Genomic DNA, 20,112 nt, shown 5'->3' on the forward strand with positions numbered 1-20,112 from the left:
GGCCATGGCAATCAAAGAGTCCCGCGACATCGTCATCGAAGCCAGCCCCGAGGAGATCCTGGACGTCATCGCCGATTTCGAGGCGATGCCCGAATGGTCGTCGCCCCACCAGAGCGCCGAGATCCTCGAGACCGGAGACGACGGGCGGCCGAGCCAGGTGAAGATGAAGGTCAAGACCGCAGGCATCACCGACGAACAGGTGTGCGCCTACACCTGGAGCGGAAACACGGTGAGCTGGACGCTGGTCAGCTCCGCCCAGCAGAAGTCGCAGGACGGGAAGTACACCTTGGTGCCCCAAGGCGACAGCACCCTGGTCAAGTTCGAGATCGCCGTCGACCCCAACGTGCCGCTGCCCGGCTTCGTGCTCAAACGCGCCATCAAGGGCACGGTCGATACGGCGACCCAGGATCTGCGCAAGCAGGTACTGAAGGTGAAGAAGGGAAGCTAACGAGAGTGACCGGCGGGGGGCCGCTGGCCGGGGTGAGGGTCATCGAACTCGGCGGCATCGGGCCCGGCCCGCACACCGGAATGGTGCTCGCCGACCTGGGCGCCGACGTGGTGCGGGTGCGCCGGCCCGGTTCCCCTGTGCAGATGCCGGCCGAGGACCGCGACCTCATGCATCGCGGCAAGCGGATCGTCGACCTGGACGTCAAGACACAGCCCGACGCGCTGCTGGCGCTGGCCGCCAAGGCGGACGTGTTGCTGGACTGCTTCAGGCCCGGCACCTGCGAACGGCTGGGCATCGGTCCCGATGAGTGCGCCGCGGTCAACCCGCGACTGATCTTCGCGCGGATCACCGGCTGGGGACAGGACGGGCCGCTGGCTTCGACTGCGGGCCATGACATCAACTATCTGTCGCAGACCGGTGCGCTCTCGGCGCTGGGCTACGCCGACCGGCCTCCGATGCCGCCGCTGAACCTGGTCGCCGACTTCGGCGGCGGCTCGATGCTGGCGCTGCTGGGTATCGTCGCCGCTCTGTACGAGCGGGAGCGGTCGGGACAGGGCCAGGTTATCGATGCCGCCATGGTGGACGGGGTCAGCGTGCTGGCCCAGATGATGTGGACTATGAAGGCCACGGGCAAGCTGCGCGACCGGCGCGAATCCTTCCTGCTCGACGGTGGCGCCCCGTTCTATCGCTGCTATGCGACTTCCGACGGGAAGTACCTGGCCGTCGGCGCCATCGAGCCGCAGTTCTTCGCGGCGTTGCTGACCGGACTTGGATTGTCGCCGGCCGATGTGCCCAGCCAGCTCGACGTCGGCTCGTACCCACAGATGCACGCCATCTTCGCTGAACGGTTCGCCGGCCGCACCCGCGACGAATGGACCGAGGTCTTCGCCGGCACCGATGCGTGCGTGACCCCGGTGCTGACGTGGAACGAGGCCGCCGGCGATGCCCATCTGCGGGCGCGTTCGACGGTGATCGACGCGCATGGCGTGGAGCAGGCGGCGCCGGCACCGCGTTTCTCCCGGCCGCCGGCGGGGCCGGTCGGATCGCCGCCGGCTGCGACCACACCCCTGAACGAAATCGGATGGTAACGCCGGAACACCGTCCATAACCGGGGCGACGTTGCTAGCGTTGTGCTCGGTGGCCGTACAGGTATCGCGTGAGATTGTCATTGACGCGCCCCCGGAAAGGGTGATGGAGGCGCTGGCAGATCCTCACGTCCTTACTGCCTGGTCCCCGCTGCACAAGCAAGTCGAAGTGATCGACTATTACCCCGATGGCCGCCCACACCATGTGAAGGCGACTATCAAAATTCTGGGCCTGACCGATAAAGAGATCCTCGAATATCACTGGGGCCCGGATTGGGTGTGCTGGGATGCCGGCCAGACTTTCCAGCAACACGGTCAGCACATCGAATACACGGTCAAACCCGAAGGCATCGATAAAGCGCGGGTGCGTTTCGACATCACCGTAGAACCTGCCGGGCCCATTCCGGGTTTCGTGGTGAAGCGGGCCAGCGAGCATGTGCTGGAGTCCGCCGCCAAGGGGCTGCAGAAATTGCTCACCGGAGAAACCGCGTAGCCCCGGCCGTTTCAACGTGGTCCATTACCGGCCGGGATTGCTAATTTGGTAGCGGTGGCCGTACAAGCATCGGGCGAAATCGTCATCGACGCGCAGCCGGAAGTGATCATGGAGGCGCTCGCCGATATGGACGCTGTGCCGTCATGGTCTTCGGTACACAAGCGCCTCGTCGTCATCGATAGGCATCAAGACGGCCGGCCCAACCACGTGAAGGTGACCATCAAAGTCGCCTGCATCACCGACACCGAATTGCTCGAATACCATTGGGGCCCCGATTGGATGGTTTGGGATGCCAAGAAGACCGCCCAGCAACACGGCCAGCACGGTGAATACAACCTGAGCCGCGAAGGTGAGGACCAGACGCGGGTGCGGTTCACGATCACGGTTGAACCGTCGGCGCCGCTGCCGCAGTTCTGGGTGGGGATCGCGCGCAAGAAGATTCTCAATGCCGCCCTCGAGGGGCTGCGCAAACGGGTTGCCCACGGTTAGCCCGGACCTCGAACTCGACCGCAGCGAGGTCGGAACGTCTTTATGGTGACCGCAGTCGGCTAACCGCCACGTTCGTCGGGAACGCGTTCACTTTGGCGGTGCACAATTGCGTTGGTGACTACTCCGCAAGGGCCTTCGCGCGGCGATTCGCCGGAATGGAATCGCCCCTCTCGGCCACCGGGTGCCCCCAAACGACCAATACCCCCAGCGCCCCAGCCGGCGCCGCCGTCGGATTCGCCGACCCGGCAGATTCCTGGGGGCGGTCGGTCTTACCCCGCACCGCCGCCACCGAACCGACCACCGCCGCCCCGGCACCCACCGGGTCGACAACCGTATCCGCCGGCTCCGCGGCCGGGTCCGTCCGGCCCGCCGCCGGGCCAACAAGAGCAGGCCACCACTAGGCTGCCCACCGAGCCGCCGCCGAAGGTAGCCCAAAGCCGGCGCCGCTTCTCCCGCAGATCGGTGAGTGTGGTCTTAGCCATCCTGTTGGCGGTCATCGTTGCGGTCGCGGTGGGTGCCGAGCTATGGGTCCGCCACCTGGCCACTAGCAAAGTCGCGCAGGCGGTGCAATGCGAGGTGCAGGACAGCGCCAGCGTTTCTTTTGCCTCCATGCCGCCGGTCCTGTGGCAGTACCTCAGCAGCCACTACCCCGACGTTTCCGTGCAGACTGCCGGCAACCAGGTGCGCAGTGCCAAGGGCATGAAAGTCACCATCGATATCAAGGACCTGCGCCTGAGCGACGCCAATAATTCCAAGGGCACCATCGGCGCGCTGAACGGCACGATTACCTGGTCAACCGAAGGCATCAAAGAATCGATCCAGAACGCCATTCCGGAGCTGGGCAGTTTCGTAGCCAGCAAAGTCACCACCAACCCCAGCGCCGGAACTATCGAATTGCAGGGTCTGCTCGACAGCGCCACCCTCAAGCCCCAGATCGTCAACAATGGGCTGTCGCTACAGGTGGTCAATTTGACCGCGCTGGGTTCGCGGATGTCGACGGATACGGTGCAGAAGTACCTGGACGATCTCACAGCCAAGGCGACGCAGAACTATCCGCTCGGCATCCACGCGGACAGCGTCAAGGTCACCGATTCCGGCGTCGAGGCTACCTTCTCCACGACAAACGCGACGATCCCGGCAAACTCGTCATCGCAGACCGGTCATGACTGCTTCAGCGGAGCCTGATTGGCCGCAATTTTAAGGCCCGGGCCGGTCGCGCAACACGGACAGTCGTCTGATCGCTTCGTCGAGGGTTTCCTCGCGTTTGCAGAAGGTGAAGCGCACCAAGTGATTCCATGTGTCGGCGTGCGGGGCTACCGGATCGCAGAACGCCGACATCGGGATGGCGGCCACCCCGGCCTTCTCGGGCAGTGCCGCGCAGAATGACGCGCTGTCGTCGTACCCCAGCGGACGTGGGTCGGCGCACAGGAAGTAGGTCCCATAGCTGTCATGCAGGGCGAAGCCGATGTCCGCCAGGCCCGACGCCAGCCGATCTCGCCTGGACTGCAAGGAATTTCGTAGTTGCTCCACCCACGGATCCTGGCTATCCAGCGCCGCTGCCACGGCCGGCTGGAACGGTGCACCGCCGACATAGCTCAGGTACTGTTTGGCCGCACGCACTCCGGTGATGAGTTGTCTTGGGCCGCAGGCCCATCCGATCTTCCACCCGGTGCAGTTGAACATCTTGGCAGCGCTGGAGATGGTGATCGTCCGCTCGGCCATGCCGTCGAAGGTGGCCAGCGGCAGGTGCTGGTGGCCGTCGAATACGAGGTGTTCGTATACCTCGTCGGTGATCACCAAAAGGTCTGCGGCCACCGCGATCTCGGCGATGGCGGCCAGCTCGTCCTTGCTGAGCACGGCGCCGGTCGGGTTGTGCGGCGTGTTGACGATCAGTGTTCGGGTTTTCGGTGTGAGCGCGCTTCGCAGCGTGTCGGTGTCCAGCGCGAAGCCGCGGCCGTCGGGAACCAGGGGTATGGCTACCCGGTGGGCACCGGCCATCGCCACCACCGGTGAGTAGGAGTCGTAGAACGGCTCGATCAGCAAGACCTCAGAGCCGGGTTCGACGAGGCCGAGCACCGCTGCCGCGATGGCTTCGGTGGCCCCGACCGTGACCAGCACTTCGGTGTCGGGGTCGTACTCGACACCGAATTTCCGCCGGCGTTGTGCGGCGACTGCCTGCCGCAGCGGTGCGATGCCGATTCCGGGCGGGTACTGGTTGACGCCCGCGGCGATGGCGTCCCGGGCGGCCGCGAGCATCTGCGGCGGTCCGTCTTCGTCGGGAAAGCCCTGCCCCAGGTTGATCGCGCCGATGCGCGCGGCCAGCGCCGACATCTCGGCGAAGACCGTGGTTGCATACGGGCGCAGGCGCTCCACCGTCATGGCGATCCAGGATACGAGTGTGCGTTTATGGCTCCGCCAGTGAATACCGGGCGGAGTTTTGCCGAAATTCCCGCCCACAGTTCACAGCGAATGTCGCGGCGAATGTCATAAGCGCACACTCGCGCCTGAGGCACCGTTCTGACCAGCGAACTCTGGCCCAACCAACAGGTTGGCCGAGGAGGCTGTTAGTGTTCCCCTACTGGACCTACTCTTAAGACGGATCCAAACCCCCCTTTTTGGAACAGGAATAGACATGTCCGAAGAAGCCTTCATCTACGAGGCCATCCGCACGCCGCGCGGCAAGCAAAAGAACGGCTCGCTGCACGAAGTCAAGCCATTGAGCCTGGTCGTCGGCCTGATCGAGGAGCTGCGCAAGCGCAACCCCGACCTGGACGAGAACCTCATCAGCGACGTCATCCTGGGCTGCGTCTCACCGGTCGGTGACCAGGGCGGCGACATCGCCCGCGCCGCGGTGCTGGCCTCCGGCATGCCCGTCACCTCTGGCGGCGTGCAACTGAACCGGTTCTGCGCCTCTGGCCTGGAAGCCGTCAACACCGCCGCGCAGAAGGTGCGTTCCGGCTGGGACGACATGGTCCTGGCCGGCGGCGTCGAGTCCATGAGCCGCGTTCCGATGGGATCCGACGGCGGCGCCATGGGTCTGGACCCCGCCACCAACTACGACGTCATGTTCGTCCCCCAGGGCATCGGCGCCGACCTGATCGCCACCATCGAGGGTTTCTCCCGTGACGACGTCGACAACTACGCGCTGCGCAGCCAGGAGAAGGCCGCCGAGGCATGGTCCGGCGGCTACTTCGCGAAGTCCGTGGTACCGGTCCGCGACCAGAACGGCCTGCTGATCCTCGACCACGACGAGCACATGCGGCCCGACACCACCAAGGAAGGCCTGGGCAAGCTGAAGCCGGCCTTCGAGGGGCTGGCCGCGATGGGCGGCTTCGACGACGTGGCGCTGCAGAAGTACCACTGGGTGGAGAAGATCAACCACGTGCACACCGGCGGTAACAGCTCCGGCATTGTCGACGGCGCCGCGCTGGTGATGATCGGTAACGAGGCAGCCGGCAAGTCGCAGGGCCTGACCCCGCGGGCGCGCATCGTGGCCACGGCCACCAGCGGTGCCGACCCGGTGATCATGCTGACCGGCCCGACCCCGGCCACCCGCAAGGTGCTCGACCGCGCCGGACTGACCGTCGACGACATCGACCTGTTCGAGCTCAACGAGGCCTTCGCTTCGGTGGTGCTGAAGTTCCAGAAGGACCTGAACATCCCGGACGAGAAGCTCAACGTCAACGGCGGCGCCATCGCGATGGGCCACCCGTTGGGCGCCACCGGCGCAATGATCCTGGGCACCATGGTCGACGAGCTGGAGCGCCGCAACGCCCAGCGCGCCTTGGTCACGTTGTGTATTGGCGGCGGCATGGGTGTCGCGACGATCATCGAGAGGGTTTAAGTACATGGCCGACAACACCATTCAGTGGGATAAGGATGCCGACGGTATCGTCACGCTGACTCTGGACGACCCGTCGGGGTCGGCCAACGTGATGAACGAGGCGTACATCGAATCCATGGGCAAGGCGGTGGATCGCCTTGTCGAGGAGAAGGATTCGATCACCGGCGTGGTGATCACCAGCGCGAAGAAGACCTTCTTCGCCGGCGGTGATGTCAAGAGCATGATTCAGATCGGTCCCGAGAACGCCGGTGAGGCCTTCGATCTGGTCGAGACCGTCAAGAAGCAGCTGCGCACCATCGAGACCCTGGGCAAGCCGGTAGTGGCGGCGCTCAACGGCGCCGCGCTCGGTGGCGGCCTGGAAATCGCCCTGGCCTGCCATCACCGCATTGCTGCCGACGTGAAGGGATCGCAGTTCGGGTTCCCCGAGGCGACGCTGGGCCTGCTGCCCGGCGCCGGTGGCGTTACCCGAACGGTGCGGATGCTGGGTATCCAGAATGCGTTCGTCACGGTGCTGTCGCAGGGCACCCGGTTCAAGCCCGCCAAGGCCAAGGAACTCGGCCTGATTGACGAGGTGTTGCCGACGGTCGAGGAGCTGGTGCCGGCCGCCAAGGTGTGGATCAAGGCCAACCCGGACTCGCATGAACAGCCGTGGGACAAGAAGGGCTACAAGATGCCCGGCGGCACCCCGTCCTCGCCGGGACTGGCAAGCATCCTGCCGTCGTTCCCGTCGCTGCTGCGCAAGCAGATCAAGGGCGCGCCGATGCCGGCACCGAAGGCCATCCTGTCCGCCGCGGTCGAGGGCGCGCAGGTCGACTTCGACACCGCCAGCCGCATCGAGAGCCGCTACTTCACCACGCTGGTCACCGGCCAGGTGTCGAAGAACATGATCCAGGCGTTCTTCTTCGACCTGCAGACCATCAACAACGGTGGGTCGAGGCCCGACGGCATCGAAAAGGTCGAGATCAACAAGATCGGCGTACTCGGCGCCGGCATGATGGGCGCCGGCATCGCCTACGTCTCGGCCAAGGCCGGCTACGACGTGGTGCTCAAAGACGTCAGCATCGAGGCGGCGCAGAAGGGCAAGGGTTACTCCGAGAAGCTCGAAGCCAAGGCACTCGAGCGCGGCCGCACCACCCAGGAGCGCAGCGACGCCCTGCTGGCGCGCATCACCCCGACGGCCGACCCGGCCGACCTCAAGGGTGTGGATTTCGTCATCGAGGCCGTCTTCGAGAACCAGGAACTCAAGCACAAGGTGTTCCAGGAGATCGAGGACATCGTCGAACCCAACGCGCTGTTGGGCTCGAACACCTCGACCCTGCCGATCACTGGTCTGGCGACTGGCGTCAAGCGGCAGGAGGATTTCGTCGGAATCCACTTCTTCTCGCCGGTCGACAAGATGCCACTGGTGGAAATCATCAAGGGCGAGAAGACCTCTGACGACGCGCTGGCCCGGGTGTTCGACTACACCCTGGCCATCGGCAAGACCCCGATCGTGGTCAACGACAGCCGCGGCTTCTTCACCTCCCGTGTCATCGGCACCTTCGTCAACGAGGCGCTGGCGATGCTCGGCGAGGGCGTGGAGCCGTCCAGCATCGAGCAGGCCGGTTCGCAGGCCGGTTACCCGGCGCCGCCGCTGCAGCTGTCCGACGAGCTCAACCTGGAGCTGATGCACAAGATCGCCACCGCCACCCGCAAGGGCGTCGAGGACGCCGGTGGCACCTACGAGCCGCACCCGGCAGAAGCGGTGGTGGAGAAGATGATTGAGCTCGGCCGGTCCGGCCGTCTCAAGGGTGCCGGCTTCTACGAGTACGCCGACGGCAAGCGCTCCGGATTGTGGTCGGGCCTGCGCGACACGTTCAAGTCGGGGTCCTCGGAGCCGCCGCTGCAGGACATGATCGATCGGATGCTGTTCGCCGAGGCGCTGGAAACCCAGAAGTGCCTCGACGAAAACGTGTTGACGTCGACCGCTGACGCCAACATCGGCTCGATCATGGGAATCGGGTTCCCGCCGTGGACCGGTGGTAGCGCGCAGTACATCGTCGGATACGAAGGTCCGCTCGGTAGGGGCAAGGAAGCGTTCGTGGCCCGGGCCCGTGAGCTGGCCGCGAAGTACGGCGACCGCTTCCTGCCGCCGGACTCGTTGACCTAACAGCAAGCAACGCAGAAGCTCCCGCACGCATCGCCGTGTCGGGAGCTTTTGCGTCCGGCCATGCTCAGACGGGTGAGTAATCCTGGTAGTGCATGGAGTCGTACAGGCGTGCGCCTTTGGTGTTCAGTTTCGCCACGGCCTTGGTGACTTTGGCGGGCAGCAGCGAGATGAGCTGTGCACCGCGAGTCAGCGCCCATACGCCCGCCGCGCTGCTGGGAACGATTGACTTGGCGGCCACCCGCGCGAAGGCGCGGCTGCGGGTCACCGGGTCACTCATCTGCTGCTCGTAGGCGGCGAAGGCCTGGGTGTAGTCCCCGCTCGCCTGCGCGAGTTCGCCGGCCAGTATGTAGGCGCCCAGCACCGCGATGCTGGTGCTGCCGCCGACGGCGGGTCCCGGACAGTACCCGGCGTCGCCGACCAGCGTGACCCGGCCGCGTGACCAACTGTCGAGTTGCAGCTGGGTGATCGAGTCGAAGTAGAACGAGGGTGTTCGGTTCAGCTCCTCGAGCCAGCCGTCCACCTGTGGGTGCATCCCGGTGAACGCTGTCCGCAGTAAGTCCTGCTGCCGCAGGACATCTCGATGGTGGTACTGCAGTTCACTGCGGCTACGGAACAAGAACAGTGCGCGCGCGTCGGTCAGCGGTTGCGCGGTGTAGATGCCGGCCATGCGTCCGGCTCCCAAATGAATGACCATTTGTCCGCTGTGTGCAAGCGATTTCGGCACGGATATGACCGACAGGTAGCCGCCGAGGAACCGGCTGGTCGCGGCGTCCTCGCCGAAGACCAGCCGGCGAACGTTCGAATGCAAGCCGTCGGCGCCGATGACGACGTCGAAGGTGCGGACGGCCGCGTGCTCGAAAGTCACGTCGCCGCCGGGGGACATGGCGCTGATGGAGTCGCCGAAGATGTATTCGACGTCGCCTTTGCTTGCGTTGTAATAGATTTCGCTCAGGTCGTCACGCATGATCTCGACATGACGGTCTGAGGACGCGCCGTAGACCTTCGTGAGATCGACCTGAGCTGGCCGCGCGACTCCTTCGCGGTAAATAGTCAGTTCGGTTGTGCCGGTTGCCATTTCCGCTATCTGCGGCAGCACGCCCATCTTCTCCGAGATTTCCACGGCCGGCCGGAACAGGTCGACGGCGTGGCCGCCGGTCTTTCGCAGTTGAGGCGCGCGTTCGACGACGGTGACGTCGAACCCGTACCGGGCGAGCCAGTACGCCGCAACCGGGCCGGCGATGCTGGCCCCTGAGATCAGAATCCGCATGGCGACCTCCTACTTACTTAACGTTCGGTAAGCCTAGCACGGCCACTTACTGATCGGTAAGTCGGTTAAGCTGATTTGCGTGACCAGGCCCCGGTCGGATACCCGGCAGCGCATTCAGGAGGTCGCTCGCGACCTGTTCGTGCGCCAGGGCGTGCAGCGCACCAGCCTGCAGGACATCGCCGACGAACTCGGGATCACCAAACCCGCCTTGTACTACCACTTCACCTCACGCGAAGACCTGGTGCGCAGCATCGTCGTGCCGCTGATCGAAGAGGGTGAGCGGTTCGTCGCCGATTCGGAGCGCGTTGGTGTCGTCGATGCTCGGCAGTTGCTGCAGGGCTACTTCGATTTCTTTTACCGGCACCGGCAGGACCTGATGCTGGTGTTGGCCGAATGGACGACGCTGGCCGACCTCGGCCTCATCGACACGGTGCTGGCCTGGCACAAGCGGCTGGGCAAGGTGATATTCGGGCCGAAGCCGACGCTCGCGCAAGCCACCCGCGCGGTGGTCGCCTTGGGCGGCTTGCAGGACTGCTGCATCCAGTTTTACGACATCTCGCACGAGGAGTTGCGCGCACACTCGGTCGATGCCGCGCTTGGTGCGCTGGGTGTGTGACAGCCTTGGACGTTGGCGGCCAAAGTCGGCCAAAGTCGGCCAAAGTCATTGTGGCGCTAGGCCGTTGCGGCGGCCTAGTCGGCGAATTCGCAGAACGCGTCGTACGCACGCGCGCCGTAGATGGTGGCCGGACCGCCGTGCATGAGAATGCTGACGCCGATCGCCTCGGCGGCTTCTTCCTTGGAGGCCCCGGCGCGTGCGGCGCCCTGGGCGTGTGATGCGATACAACCGTCACATCCGGCGACGACGCCGATGGCCAGCGCGATGAGCTCCTTGAATTTCTTATCCAACGCGCCTGAGGTCAGCGCGCCGTTGCTCATCTCCGCAAATCCCCGGTACACGTCCGGGATCATCTGGCGCAAGGCGCGATGCTGCGGATTGAGGTCGTTGAGGACGTCGTGGTAGTGGCTGTTGTCGGTCATGCCCTATACAATACAAATACCCGCCGGGGTATTCCACCGGGGTGGAATGAGTTGCCGGACGGGAGCGCGGGCGCCACACCGCACATACCCGCGGGGGTACTGTGGGGAAGGGCTGATACGAGGAGGAAGGAGTACCGATGACCTCGGGTCTGAGTACCAAACTGAACACCACCTTCGAGGAAGCGGTCGAACGGACCACTCAAGCCCTGGCAGATCAGGGTTTCGGCGTGCTCACCACGATCGACGTCAAGGCCACGCTCAAGAAGAAGCTTGGCCACGACATGGAGGACTATCTGATCCTCGGTGCCTGCAATCCCACGTTGGCGCATCGCGCACTGGAAATCGACCGTCAGCTCGGTCAATTGTTGCCGTGCAACGTCGTGGTGCGAACCGACCCGGACGGTCCCGGAGACACGGTGCTGGTCGAGGCGATGGATCCGCAAATCATGGTCAAGGTCGCCGGTGAGGCAGAGGCGCTGCAGGCAGTCGCCGATGAGGCCGCTGCCAAACTGCATGCTGCGGTCAGTGCGCTCGGTTAGGGATGCGGCGTAACGGGCGTCGTCGTCGGCGACGTGCTCGGCCTCATCATTCCGCCCGGCCCCATCATTCCGCCCGGGACCATCATCCTTGAAATCGTTCCGCACGCATACCCCCGGGTGGTAGGGACTAATGACCCTAATGAACGGTCTGCCGCTCGCGCAGCTCCGGTTGGCTGCCACTCGGTTCTGCCTTCGGTTTGGCGGGTACGGCCTCGACAGCCTCGCCCAGCAGTAACGAGCGCACCAGGCGGCGCGGGCCGAAGGGCCGCAACATGTAACTGGCGGGCCGTGGCCGCACCCGCTGCGGCCACCAGAACCAGCGCCCCAGCAATGCGGCAATCGATGGCGTCATCAGCGAGCGCACCACCAGAGTGTCGAACAGCAGGCCCAAGCCGATCGTGGTGCCGGCCTGGCCTATCGAGCGAAGGTCACTGGCGGCCATGGACATCATGGTGAAGGCGAATACCAGGCCCGCCGCGGTGACGACACCGCCCGTCCCGCCCATCGAGCGGATAGTGCCGGTGTTCAGCCCGGCGCCCATCTCCTCCTGGAACCGCGACACCAGCAGCAGGTTGTAGTCGGACCCGACCGCCAGCAGAATGATCAACCCGAAGACGGGTGCTATCCAGTTCAACTCCAAACCCAGCATGTGTTGCCAGACAAGCACTGACAGGCCAAAGGCCGCGCCCAGCGACAACAGCACCGTGCCTACGATCACCAGCGAAGCGACCAGGGCGCGAGTAATGATCAGCATCACCACGAATATCAGCGTCATCGCCGCTATTCCCACGATCAGCAGATCGTATTTCGAGCCGGTCTGTATGTCGTTGTAGACCGCGGCCGTGCCGGTGAGATAGAACTTGGCGTTTGCCAGGGGAGTGCCCTTCACGGCTTGGTGGGCGGCGTTGAGCGCCGGCTTGACCGCGGCGATTCCCGCCGGGGTTGCCGGGTCGGCGTCGTGGGTGATGATGAACCGCGCCGCCTTACCGTCGGAGGACAGGAAGAGTTTCAGGCCGCGCTGAAAATCGGGATTATCGAACGCTTCTGGGGGCAGGTAGAAGTAGTCGTCGGCCTTTGATGAGTCGAACGCCTGGCCCATTGCGCTTGCGGTGTCGGTCATCCGGGACATTTGGGTGACCAGTCCCGAGAAGCTGCTGTGTAGCGTCAGCAGGGTCCCCTGCATCGACTTTGCGACGGTGATTATCGGCGGGAATTCGGCCAGCATCTGCGGCAGCAACTCGTCGATTCTGTTCACGTCCTCGAGTAGCGTGCTCATGTCCTGGCTGAACTTGTCCACGCCGTCGAGCGCTTCGAACACCGACTTCGCCGCCCAGCAGGCGGGGATGTTGAAGCAGTGTTGTTCCCAATACAGGTAGCTGCGGAACGGCCGGGCGAAATCGTCGAAATCCGCCAGGTGGTCGCGCATTTCGTCCAGCGTGGACTGCATTTCGCCCATGTCGCCGACCATGCGATGGGTTGTGTTGCTCATCTGGCCGAGCAGCGCCTGCATGTGTTCCATCGAGCCGATCATGGCGCCGAGATCGTCGCTCATCGTGAGCATGTCGGCCATTCGGTCCTTCATGAACTGCAGGTTCTGCTGGATGGGAAGCGCTTGCATGCTGACCTGAAACGGGATCGAGCTGTGTTCGATCGGCCCACCCAGGGGCCGGGTGATGCTCTGGACACTCGCGATCCCCGGTGTGCGGAAGATGTCTTTGGCGATCCGGTCCAGAATGATCATGTCGCTGGAATTGCGCATGTCGTGGTCGCCCTCGACCATGAGGATGTCGGGATTGAGTCTGGCCGCGCTGAAATGCTTTTCCGCCGCGGCATATCCGACGTTCGACGGCAGATTCGACGGGATGTAGAAGCGGTCGTTGTAGCTGATCTTCATGGTGGGCACAACGAGCAAGCCGAGCAGGGCGATGAGCAATGACGTCACAAAGACCGGACCGGGCCAGCGGACGGCGGCCGTGCCGATCCGCCGCCAACCCCGCGTCTTGATCATCCGTTTCGGATCCAGCAAACTGAACCGGCTGGCCACGGCGACCACAGCCGGCGCCACCGTCAGCGCGCCGGCGATCACGATGAGAAGCCCCAGCGCAGAAGGGATGCCCAGGGCTTTGAAATACGACAATCGCGCGAAGTGCAGACAGAACGATGCCCCCGCGATCGTCAACCCCGAACCCAGGATGACGTGATAAGTCCCGCGAAACATGGTGTACCAGGCCGTTTCTCGGTCTTCACCGGCCTGGCGCGCCTCTTGATAGCGTCCGATGAGAAATATCGCGTAATCCGTTCCGGCCGCAATGGCCAGGGATGACAGCATCGCGACGACGAACGTCGAGAATCCCAGTAGGTCGTAGTTGCCGAGAATCGCGACAACCCCTCTGGCCGTGAGCATCTCGAGGAAGACCATGAACAGAACGAGCAGCACCGTGCTGACGGAGCGATAGACGATCGCAAGCATGATCATGATGACCACGCCCGTCACGCCCATCATTTTGAACATGCTCTTGTCAGCGGCCTCGGTCATGTCCGTGGTCAGTGCTGCCGGGCCGGTGACGTATGCCTTTATTCCGCGGGGTGGGTGTGACTCGTCGACGATCTTGCGAACGGCATCGACGGACTGGTTGCCCAGCGTGCTGCCCTGATCGCCCGCCACGTTGAGCTGAACGTATGCGGCTTTGCCGTCCCCGCTCTGCGATCCGGCGGCGGTGATGCGGTCGCCCCACAGATTCTGCACGTGCTGTACGTGCTTGGTGTCGGCCTCGAGCTTGCGCACCAAGCCGTCGTAATAGGTGTGTGCGTCGGCGCCGAGTTCCTTATCGCCTTCCAGGACGACCATGACCATGCTGTCGGAATCGGATTCCTGGAACTTCGCGCCGATGTGCTTGGCGGCGATCATCGCCGGCGCATCTTGCGGCGACATGGTGACGGCGTGTGATCTCGCGACGAATTCGATCCACGGCACCAGCACGTTCACGGCGATCGTTAAAACCAGCCAGGCCAGGATGATTGGCACGGCCAGCGTCCTGACCATCCGCATGAACAGCGGCCGGCTGTCGTTGTCCCCGTTGGCGTTCATGCGGCCTTCACCAAGCAGAAGGTCTGGGCGTGATGTCCGGTGGTGGATTGCTCGTCGCGGACATCGCCGTTGACGATGATGCGACATCCGATGGTGTCGCTATTGCCCTGAGCCACCACATTGGCGATCACCGCCGGAATCGTCGTCGTGATGGTGTACGTCCACGGCAGGGCGGTGAAGTTCGCCCGTTCGGGCTCTGCATTCTTGTTCAGATAGCTGACGCTTCCCATGGTTGCGGTGGGCCCGAAAACCTCGTAGGTCACCTGCTTGGGATTGAACGGCACGATGGACTCGACGGTGCTGCCGCCCGATGAGAACATCGCGTCGGAGCCGAAGACACCGCGCAGGCGTACGACGGCAGTGGCGCCGGCGGCGACCGCCACGATCACAATCAACGGCACCCAAGCCCGCTTGAGAAAAGTGGACATTGGAGTTTTCCTCGTGTCTCGCTCTAGTTTCACTGCCCCGCCGCGGGACGGCGCGCCGAGATTGCCGTGAAGGCTGTGGTTCGGGGGCCAACCACAACCATGGCGGCAATCTCGGCGAGGCATGTGCTTGTGGCGCGTGCGGTCATCGCGGGCATGTTCAACTCTCCGTTCGCTACCCGACGTCGCGCTTCCCGACGGCGTGCATATACCCTACCCGGTATAGCATAGGTCGCGGCTTTACGTCATCCCTACGACGTATGGACGGAGAGCGCGCGGCAGCGCAGCGCCGGCGTACTCAGCAGCTAAAGACAGCTAAAGACAGCTAAAGACAGCTAAAGACAGCTAAAGACAGCTAAAGACAGCTAAAGACAGCTAAAGACAGCTAAAGACAGCTAAAGACGAGGTGGAGACGGGATTCGAACCCGTGTGCGCGGCTTTGCAGGCCGTTGCCTCACCACTCGGCCACTCCACCGGTGGCGGATCGAAATAGGCGCGTCAGGCCAGCGCGAGAAAAAGCTTCTCCAGCTCGGCCTCGGTCATCGGCTGGGCGCCCTTTCCCCTTTTGCCCGTGGCACATTCGCGCAGGCCGGTGGCAACGATCTTGAACCCGGCTCGATCCAGCGCGCGCGAAACCGCGGCGAGCTGTGTGACGACGTCCTTGCAGTCGCGGCCCTGTTCGATCATCGAGATCACGCCGGCCAATTGGCCCTGCGCGCGCCGCAGCCGATTCAGTACCGCGGTAATGCTGTCCTCGTCGCCAACCATCATGATTCCCTTCGTGAGTTATGCTCCGTAGTATATCCCCGGGGGTATCCGGTACCCATGGTCGATCATGTGTTCGCCGCCGGGCCGGCCCGGTCTAGAGTCACTGAGTATGCGCTTTGGTCTCTTCATTCCGCAGGGCTGGCGGATGGATCTGGTCGGCATCGAACCCGAGCGGCACTGGGCGGTGATGCGCGACCTGGCGACTTATGCCGACGCCGGGGCGTGGGATTCGCTCTGGGTCTACGACCACTTCCATACGGTCCCGCTGCCCAGCGACGAAGCCACGCACGAGGCGTGGTCCTTGATGGCGGCATATGCGGCTACCACGTCCCGGATCAAGCTGGGTCAGATGTGTACGGCGATGAGCTACCGCAATCCGGTTTATCTGGCCAAGGTGGCGGCCACCGCCGACATCATTTCCGGTGGCCGGATTCAGATGGGTATCGGTGGCGGCTGGTACGAACACGAGTGGCGTGCTTACGGTTACGGGTTTCCGTCGGCGGGGGTTCGGCTGGGCCGGCTGGACGAGGGCGTGCAGATCATGCGGGACGCCTGGCGCGACGGCAAGGTCAGCTTCGACGGTAAGCATTACCAGGTTGACGGCGCGATTGTCGCGCCGAAGCCGTTGCAAGACAACGGTATTCCGCTGTGGATCGCCGGCGGCGGGGAGAAGGTGACGCTGCGTATCGCTGCGCAGTATGCCCAGTACACCAATTTCGCCCCGGAACTCGAGGCGTTCGCCCACAAGTCGGAGGTGCTTGCGCAGCACTGCGCCAAGCTGGGTACGGACTTCGATGCGATAGTGCGTTCGGCCAATTTCACCGTGATCGTCGGCAGCTCCGACGGCGACGTCAAAGCCCGGCTGCAACGGGTAGGGGACCGGCTGGCAGGTTACGTGCCGGAGGCCGTGGTGAATTCGATGGCCAGCGGGATCCCCGACGCGGCCACGGGCACAACGGAACAAGTGATCGAGCGGCTGACGAAGCTACGCGACCTGGGGTGTGAATACGCGATCTGCTATTTCCCGGAAGCCGCCTATGACCGGTCGGGGATCGAGTTGTTCGAGCGGGAAGTGATTCCGGCATTGGCTTAGTCGCGCTGCCGATTGAGCGCCTGGACGTAACCGGCGAGGCTTTCGCCTACGACGCGGGCGCCAAGAGGGGTGGGGTGCAGCGGGACCGCGGGATATGTCGTGATGTATCCCTCGAAATACCGTTGATCGGGCGGCGAACACATGCCGTGGTCGCGCGAAAGCGGCCGGGAGTCGAAGAAATCAATTCCCTTGTCCGCCGCGAGCTCGCGTTGTCGGTCGTCGATTTCGTTGAGCTTGGCCTGTAGATAGTCGGAATCCTGCGGCAGGACGGGTTCGGCCGGAAAGCATCCGCCGGGGTTGGTGATTGTCCAGTAACCCACCAGAATGATTAGTGCGTGCGGCGCCTTCGCCCGGATTTGGTCGATCATTGCGGCCCACAGCGGGACCTTCGAAGTGATGTGGGCGGAAATGCTGTCGACTTTGCCGGTGACGAAATCGGTCATGCACGGCTTAGGGTTTGGCGACTTGACCTCGCACCGCTGCGCGTCGATCGCCAACGCGACATCGTTGGCGCCGATGGTGATCGTGACCAGATCGGTAGTGCCGTCGACGGCATCGATCTGGCGGGCCATTGCGCCACTGGTCGTTTGCTGAGCGTGATTGGTGATGTGCTTCGTGGTGGCGCCACTGCACGTGACGTCGATGAACCTTGTTACTCGTAAACGTCGGGCCAGCACCGAAGGGTAATTGTTCGTGGACTTGTCGCAACCGGTGGGCGGCGCCGGATCCGGCACGCCGGGTGCGGCGGCCACGGAGTCGCCCATTGCGACGTAGTTCAGCCGTTTGGCCTCGCGGTCGTTTCCTTCGGCGGGAATCGCGCAGATAACCACCACCATGCCTACCGCAAGCGATGCGAGGGCAAGGCGCGTCGAGCCCTTGCTGTTCCGGACATATTGAAATGTCATGACATTCGCTCCACGAGGGTGAATATCGTCAAACGCCTAAATCGGGCGGTTGAAGAATCCAGTCTTTGAGACTGCGAACTTAGCAGCACGTCCGGCGTAATCGCTACGAGCGCTATAAAGCCATTTTTGATGTTTAGATATTTGTTTGCAGAATAGCGCTGTAATGGCTTGAATTCGCCTTTTCGTCAGATATCTGACGTGGCGTAGCGGGTCTTGACGGGCGGCGCGGCCAGCAACGGCGGCAACTCGGTCAGCCGACCTTCGCCGGCGCGGAATCTGCGGTAGGCCTCGTCCGCTTCTACGGTGTCCCAGAGTTCGTAGATGAGCCAGTGGGCTTCGTCGTCTTCGTTGACCAGCACGTCGGTTTGCAGGTTGCCGTCGAACGCGCGGGTGTCTTGCAGCGCGCGGCCCATGACCTCGCGTCCGGCTGCGACCGCTTCGGGTTTGAACTTGAGTTCGAGTATCACGGTGACCGGCATGAGCGTCATGCTGCCACACTGGGCCATGAGAACTAGGTTTCCACTTTTGTGGAATCCTGTTGTACCGTTCGAGATGCAGTATTCTCCTGCTCGCATGCTGCCTAACCAGGGAGGATCCCTCGATGCAGAAGGCGCTCGCCCCTGACATCTCGACCTGGCCCGACGAGAATCCGCAGTTGATCGGCAGTCAATGCGGCGGCTGTGGCGCCACCGCCTTCCCCGTGCAGCAGCGGTGTCCACGCTGTAGCGGCCCGGACATGAATGAGCTGCTGCTGCCTCGGCGCGGCACCGTGGTGGCGTGGACGACCCAGGGCTTTCCACCCGGGCCGCCCTATGCCGGCCCGACGGGTAAGGACTTCGTGCCGTTCGGCATGGGACTGGTTCAGCTTGGCGACCTGATCCGGGTTGAGGGCCGGCTGACCGAGAACGACCCGGCCAAGCTGCGATTCGGCCAGGAGGTCGAGCTGACCATGGTGCCGTTGAGCACCGACGAAGAGGGCAACGAAATCCTCACCTTCGCGTTCGCGCCGGTAGGAGGCTCAGATGGGTAGTGAAGTAGCCATCGTCGGGGTGGGCCTGCACCCGTTCGGCCGGTTCGAGAAGACCGCGATGCAGATGGGCGCCGAGGCCATTCAGTCCGCCCTCACCGACGCCGGTGTGGAGTGGAAGGACATCCAGTTCGGTTTCGGTGGCAGCTACGAGGTGTCCAATCCCGACGCGGTGACCCGCCTGGTGGGGCTGACCGGCATCACCTTCACCAACGTGTTCAACGCCTGCGCCACTGCGGCCAGTGCGATCCAGCAGACCGCCGACACCATCCGGTTGGGCAAGTACGACATCGGCATCGCCATCGGCATGGACAAGCATCCTCGCGGCGCGTTCACCGACGACCCGGCGAAACTGGCGCTGCCGCAGTGGTATGCGCAGAACGGGCAGTTCGTCACCACCAAGTTCTTCGGCATGAAGGCCAACAAGTACCTTCACGACCACCACATCTCCGCTGCCACCCTGGCCAGGGTGGCCGCTAAGAACTACCGCAACGGTGCGTTGAACCCGAATGCATTCCGGCGCAAGGCGATTGACGAAGACGAGATCCTCAACTCGACCGTGCTCAACTACCCGCTGACTCAGTACATGCTCTGTGCGCCCGATGAGGGGGCGGCCGCGGTGATCATGTGTCGCGCGGATCTGGCGCACAAGTTCACGGACAAGCCAGTGTACGTGCGCGCCAGCGAGATTCGCACCCGCCGTTACGGCGCCTACGAGGTGCATGCCACCTCGGCTCCGTTGGACGAGGACGCCTCGCCGACGGTGTATGCGGCCAGCGCGGCGTATGAGGCCGCCGGTATCGGGCCCGAGGACGTCGACGTCGCTCAGCTGCAGGACACCGACGCCGGCGCCGAGGTGATCCACATGGCCGAGACGGGCCTGTGCGCCGACGGTGAGCAGGAGAAGCTAATTGCCTACGGCGCCACCGAAATTGGCGGCGAGTTGCCGATCAACACCGACGGCGGACTCATCGCCAATGGCGAGCCGATCGGCGCATCGGGCCTGCGGCAGGTGCACGAGCTGGTGCGTCAACTGCGGGGTGAGGCGGGCGAGCGTCAGGTGCCGGGCAACCCGCGCGTCGGGCTGGCACAGGTCTACGGCGCCCCGGGCACCGCCTCGGCGACCATCCTGTCGACCTAGGGAACTGGCCGCCGCAACTAGCGCGGCGAGCCAGGCGTGCCGGCGGCACCCTTGCCGCCTTGAATGCCGGTCGCGCCGGTCGCGCCCGACAAGCCCGTCTCGCCGGTGCCGGTTGCGCCGACGCCGCCGGCCCCGCCCGCGCCTGCGCCGCCGCCCGTACCGGCGCCGCCGCCAGTGCCGCCGGCGCCGCCATCGCCGCCGAGGGCACCGACGCCGTCGCCGCCCGCGGTGATGATGCCCGCGTTGCCGCCGTTACCCCCGGTGCCGCCGGTGCCGCCGGTGCCGCCGGTCCCGCCGCCGCCGCTGGAACCGA

21 protein-coding genes and 1 tRNA gene are annotated in these 20,112 nt (G+C 64.1%); 12 read left to right on the forward strand and 10 right to left on the reverse strand.

What is annotated here, in order from left to right:
- The first annotated feature begins 4 nt into the window (after nt 1-4).
- From BST12_RS05015 to BST12_RS05035, 5 genes are all read left to right on the forward strand, one after another.
- Complete coding sequence (locus BST12_RS05015; RefSeq protein WP_083111884.1) at nt 5-448, forward strand: SRPBCC family protein; 444 nt, start codon at nt 5-7, stop codon at nt 446-448.
- A gap of 5 nt (nt 449-453) precedes the next feature.
- On the forward strand, nt 454-1,536 hold the full coding sequence (locus BST12_RS05020; protein ID WP_083111885.1) for a CaiB/BaiF CoA transferase family protein: 1,083 nt from the start codon (nt 454-456) through the stop codon (nt 1,534-1,536).
- Between the two features lie 49 nt (nt 1,537-1,585).
- Nucleotides 1,586-2,026 carry an SRPBCC family protein gene (locus BST12_RS05025; protein ID WP_083111886.1) on the forward strand — a complete coding sequence of 147 codons (441 nt, stop codon included), beginning with the start codon at nt 1,586-1,588 and terminating at the stop codon, nt 2,024-2,026.
- Between the two features lie 54 nt (nt 2,027-2,080).
- Nucleotides 2,081-2,515 (forward strand): SRPBCC family protein, encoded by a 435-nt coding sequence (locus BST12_RS05030; protein WP_083111887.1) that lies wholly within the window; start codon nt 2,081-2,083, stop codon nt 2,513-2,515.
- 468 nt (nt 2,516-2,983) lie between these two features.
- Nucleotides 2,984-3,700: an LmeA family phospholipid-binding protein gene (locus BST12_RS05035; RefSeq protein WP_245850063.1), complete on the forward strand. Its 717-nt coding sequence runs from the start codon at nt 2,984-2,986 to the stop codon at nt 3,698-3,700.
- Nucleotides 3,701-3,712: 12 nt separating this feature from the next.
- On the opposite strand, the gene BST12_RS05040 is transcribed toward BST12_RS05035, so the two are convergent.
- Entirely contained in the window at nt 3,713-4,894 is a 1,182-nt protein-coding gene (locus BST12_RS05040; protein ID WP_083111889.1) for a pyridoxal phosphate-dependent aminotransferase, read from the reverse strand.
- A gap of 253 nt (nt 4,895-5,147) precedes the next feature.
- Between BST12_RS05040 and BST12_RS05045 the strand changes: the two genes are divergently transcribed.
- Nucleotides 5,148-6,359, forward strand: a complete 1,212-nt coding sequence (locus BST12_RS05045) for an acetyl-CoA C-acetyltransferase (protein ID WP_083111890.1) — start codon at nt 5,148-5,150, stop codon at nt 6,357-6,359.
- Nucleotides 6,360-6,363: 4 nt separating this feature from the next.
- Nucleotides 6,364-8,508 (forward strand): 3-hydroxyacyl-CoA dehydrogenase NAD-binding domain-containing protein, encoded by a 2,145-nt coding sequence (locus tag BST12_RS05050; protein WP_083111891.1) that lies wholly within the window; start codon nt 6,364-6,366, stop codon nt 8,506-8,508.
- Nucleotides 8,509-8,572: 64 nt separating this feature from the next.
- Here the strand turns inward: BST12_RS05050 and BST12_RS05055 are convergent, their stop codons facing one another.
- On the reverse strand, nt 8,573-9,775 hold the full coding sequence (locus BST12_RS05055; protein WP_083111892.1) for an FAD-dependent monooxygenase: 1,203 nt from the start codon (nt 9,773-9,775) through the stop codon (nt 8,573-8,575).
- A gap of 79 nt (nt 9,776-9,854) precedes the next feature.
- Here BST12_RS05055 and BST12_RS05060 point away from each other — a divergent pair, with 79 nt between their 5' ends.
- Nucleotides 9,855-10,391, forward strand: coding sequence for a TetR/AcrR family transcriptional regulator (locus BST12_RS05060; protein ID WP_083111893.1), 537 nt, complete (start codon nt 9,855-9,857; stop codon nt 10,389-10,391).
- A 74-nt stretch (nt 10,392-10,465) separates the two neighbouring features.
- Here the strand turns inward: BST12_RS05060 and BST12_RS05065 are convergent, their stop codons facing one another.
- On the reverse strand, nt 10,466-10,813 hold the full coding sequence (locus BST12_RS05065; RefSeq protein ID WP_083111894.1) for a carboxymuconolactone decarboxylase family protein: 348 nt from the start codon (nt 10,811-10,813) through the stop codon (nt 10,466-10,468).
- A gap of 137 nt (nt 10,814-10,950) precedes the next feature.
- Between BST12_RS05065 and BST12_RS05070 the strand changes: the two genes are divergently transcribed.
- Nucleotides 10,951-11,352: a DUF302 domain-containing protein gene (locus BST12_RS05070; RefSeq protein WP_083111895.1), complete on the forward strand. Its 402-nt coding sequence runs from the start codon at nt 10,951-10,953 to the stop codon at nt 11,350-11,352.
- A 136-nt stretch (nt 11,353-11,488) separates the two neighbouring features.
- Here BST12_RS05070 and BST12_RS05075 read toward each other — a convergent pair whose 3' ends face one another.
- The 4 genes from BST12_RS05075 to BST12_RS05090 all read right to left on the reverse strand — a co-directional run bounded on the left by BST12_RS05075 (nt 11,489) and on the right by BST12_RS05090 (nt 15,633).
- The gene (locus tag BST12_RS05075; protein ID WP_211281210.1) at nt 11,489-14,401 is read right to left on the reverse strand and encodes an MMPL/RND family transporter; all 2,913 of its coding nucleotides are present in this window, start codon (nt 14,399-14,401) and stop codon (nt 11,489-11,491) included.
- A 35-nt stretch (nt 14,402-14,436) separates the two neighbouring features.
- The gene (locus tag BST12_RS05080; RefSeq protein ID WP_083111897.1) at nt 14,437-14,868 is read right to left on the reverse strand and encodes an MmpS family transport accessory protein; all 432 of its coding nucleotides are present in this window, start codon (nt 14,866-14,868) and stop codon (nt 14,437-14,439) included.
- 401 nt (nt 14,869-15,269) lie between these two features.
- Nucleotides 15,270-15,340 (reverse strand) — tRNA-Cys (locus BST12_RS05085).
- A gap of 23 nt (nt 15,341-15,363) precedes the next feature.
- Nucleotides 15,364-15,633: a metal-sensitive transcriptional regulator gene (locus BST12_RS05090; RefSeq protein ID WP_083111939.1), complete on the reverse strand. Its 270-nt coding sequence runs from the start codon at nt 15,631-15,633 to the stop codon at nt 15,364-15,366.
- A 109-nt stretch (nt 15,634-15,742) separates the two neighbouring features.
- Between BST12_RS05090 and BST12_RS05095 the strand changes: the two genes are divergently transcribed.
- On the forward strand, nt 15,743-16,726 hold the full coding sequence (locus BST12_RS05095; RefSeq protein WP_083111898.1) for an LLM class F420-dependent oxidoreductase: 984 nt from the start codon (nt 15,743-15,745) through the stop codon (nt 16,724-16,726).
- On the opposite strand, the gene BST12_RS05100 is transcribed toward BST12_RS05095, so the two are convergent.
- Complete coding sequence (locus BST12_RS05100; protein ID WP_083111899.1) at nt 16,723-17,631, reverse strand: SGNH/GDSL hydrolase family protein; 909 nt, start codon at nt 17,629-17,631, stop codon at nt 16,723-16,725. The two genes, BST12_RS05095 and BST12_RS05100, sit on opposite strands and share 4 nt — an antisense overlap.
- Before the next feature lie 185 nt (nt 17,632-17,816).
- Nucleotides 17,817-18,110, reverse strand: coding sequence for a putative quinol monooxygenase (locus tag BST12_RS05105; RefSeq protein ID WP_083111940.1), 294 nt, complete (start codon nt 18,108-18,110; stop codon nt 17,817-17,819).
- A 122-nt stretch (nt 18,111-18,232) separates the two neighbouring features.
- On the opposite strand from BST12_RS05105, the gene BST12_RS05110 reads away from it, so the two are divergent.
- Both BST12_RS05110 and BST12_RS05115 read left to right on the forward strand, forming a co-directional pair.
- Complete coding sequence (locus tag BST12_RS05110; RefSeq protein ID WP_083111900.1) at nt 18,233-18,661, forward strand: Zn-ribbon domain-containing OB-fold protein; 429 nt, start codon at nt 18,233-18,235, stop codon at nt 18,659-18,661.
- The gene (locus BST12_RS05115) at nt 18,654-19,799 is read left to right on the forward strand and encodes a thiolase family protein (protein ID WP_083111901.1); all 1,146 of its coding nucleotides are present in this window, start codon (nt 18,654-18,656) and stop codon (nt 19,797-19,799) included. The genes BST12_RS05110 and BST12_RS05115 overlap by 8 nt, the downstream gene beginning before the upstream one ends.
- Nucleotides 19,800-19,816: 17 nt before the next feature.
- On the opposite strand, the gene BST12_RS05120 is transcribed toward BST12_RS05115, so the two are convergent.
- Nucleotides 19,817-20,112 (reverse strand): hypothetical protein (locus tag BST12_RS05120; protein ID WP_211281206.1); only part of this gene is annotated, 296 nt, incomplete at its 5' end.

The sequence above is a fragment of the Mycobacterium angelicum genome, from assembly GCF_002086155.1.
Taxonomy (GTDB): Bacteria; Actinomycetota; Actinomycetes; order Mycobacteriales; family Mycobacteriaceae; genus Mycobacterium; species Mycobacterium angelicum.

Excerpts from the sequence above, each read along its gene's own strand:
- BST12_RS05100 (WP_083111899.1), bottom strand. The coding sequence starts at position 17,631 with ATGACATTTCAATATGTCCGGAACAGCAAGGGCTCGACGCGCCTTGCC.
- BST12_RS05080 (WP_083111897.1), bottom strand. The coding sequence starts at position 14,868 with ATGTCCACTTTTCTCAAGCGGGCTTGGGTGCCGTTGATTGTGATCGTG.
- BST12_RS05075 (WP_211281210.1), bottom strand. The coding sequence starts at position 14,401 with ATGCGGATGGTCAGGACGCTGGCCGTGCCAATCATCCTGGCCTGGCTG.
- BST12_RS05090 (WP_083111939.1), bottom strand. The coding sequence starts at position 15,633 with ATGGTTGGCGACGAGGACAGCATTACCGCGGTACTGAATCGGCTGCGG.
- BST12_RS05055 (WP_083111892.1), bottom strand. The coding sequence starts at position 9,775 with ATGCGGATTCTGATCTCAGGGGCCAGCATCGCCGGCCCGGTTGCGGCG.
- BST12_RS05110 (WP_083111900.1), top strand. The coding sequence starts at position 18,233 with ATGCAGAAGGCGCTCGCCCCTGACATCTCGACCTGGCCCGACGAGAAT.
- BST12_RS05095 (WP_083111898.1), top strand. The coding sequence starts at position 15,743 with ATGCGCTTTGGTCTCTTCATTCCGCAGGGCTGGCGGATGGATCTGGTC.
- BST12_RS05065 (WP_083111894.1), bottom strand. The coding sequence starts at position 10,813 with ATGACCGACAACAGCCACTACCACGACGTCCTCAACGACCTCAATCCG.
- BST12_RS05070 (WP_083111895.1), top strand. The coding sequence starts at position 10,951 with ATGACCTCGGGTCTGAGTACCAAACTGAACACCACCTTCGAGGAAGCG.
- BST12_RS05105 (WP_083111940.1), bottom strand. The coding sequence starts at position 18,110 with ATGCCGGTCACCGTGATACTCGAACTCAAGTTCAAACCCGAAGCGGTC.
- BST12_RS05015 (WP_083111884.1), top strand. The coding sequence starts at position 5 with ATGGCAATCAAAGAGTCCCGCGACATCGTCATCGAAGCCAGCCCCGAG.
- BST12_RS05050 (WP_083111891.1), top strand. The coding sequence starts at position 6,364 with ATGGCCGACAACACCATTCAGTGGGATAAGGATGCCGACGGTATCGTC.
- BST12_RS05115 (WP_083111901.1), top strand. The coding sequence starts at position 18,654 with ATGGGTAGTGAAGTAGCCATCGTCGGGGTGGGCCTGCACCCGTTCGGC.
- BST12_RS05045 (WP_083111890.1), top strand. The coding sequence starts at position 5,148 with ATGTCCGAAGAAGCCTTCATCTACGAGGCCATCCGCACGCCGCGCGGC.
- BST12_RS05040 (WP_083111889.1), bottom strand. The coding sequence starts at position 4,894 with ATGACGGTGGAGCGCCTGCGCCCGTATGCAACCACGGTCTTCGCCGAG.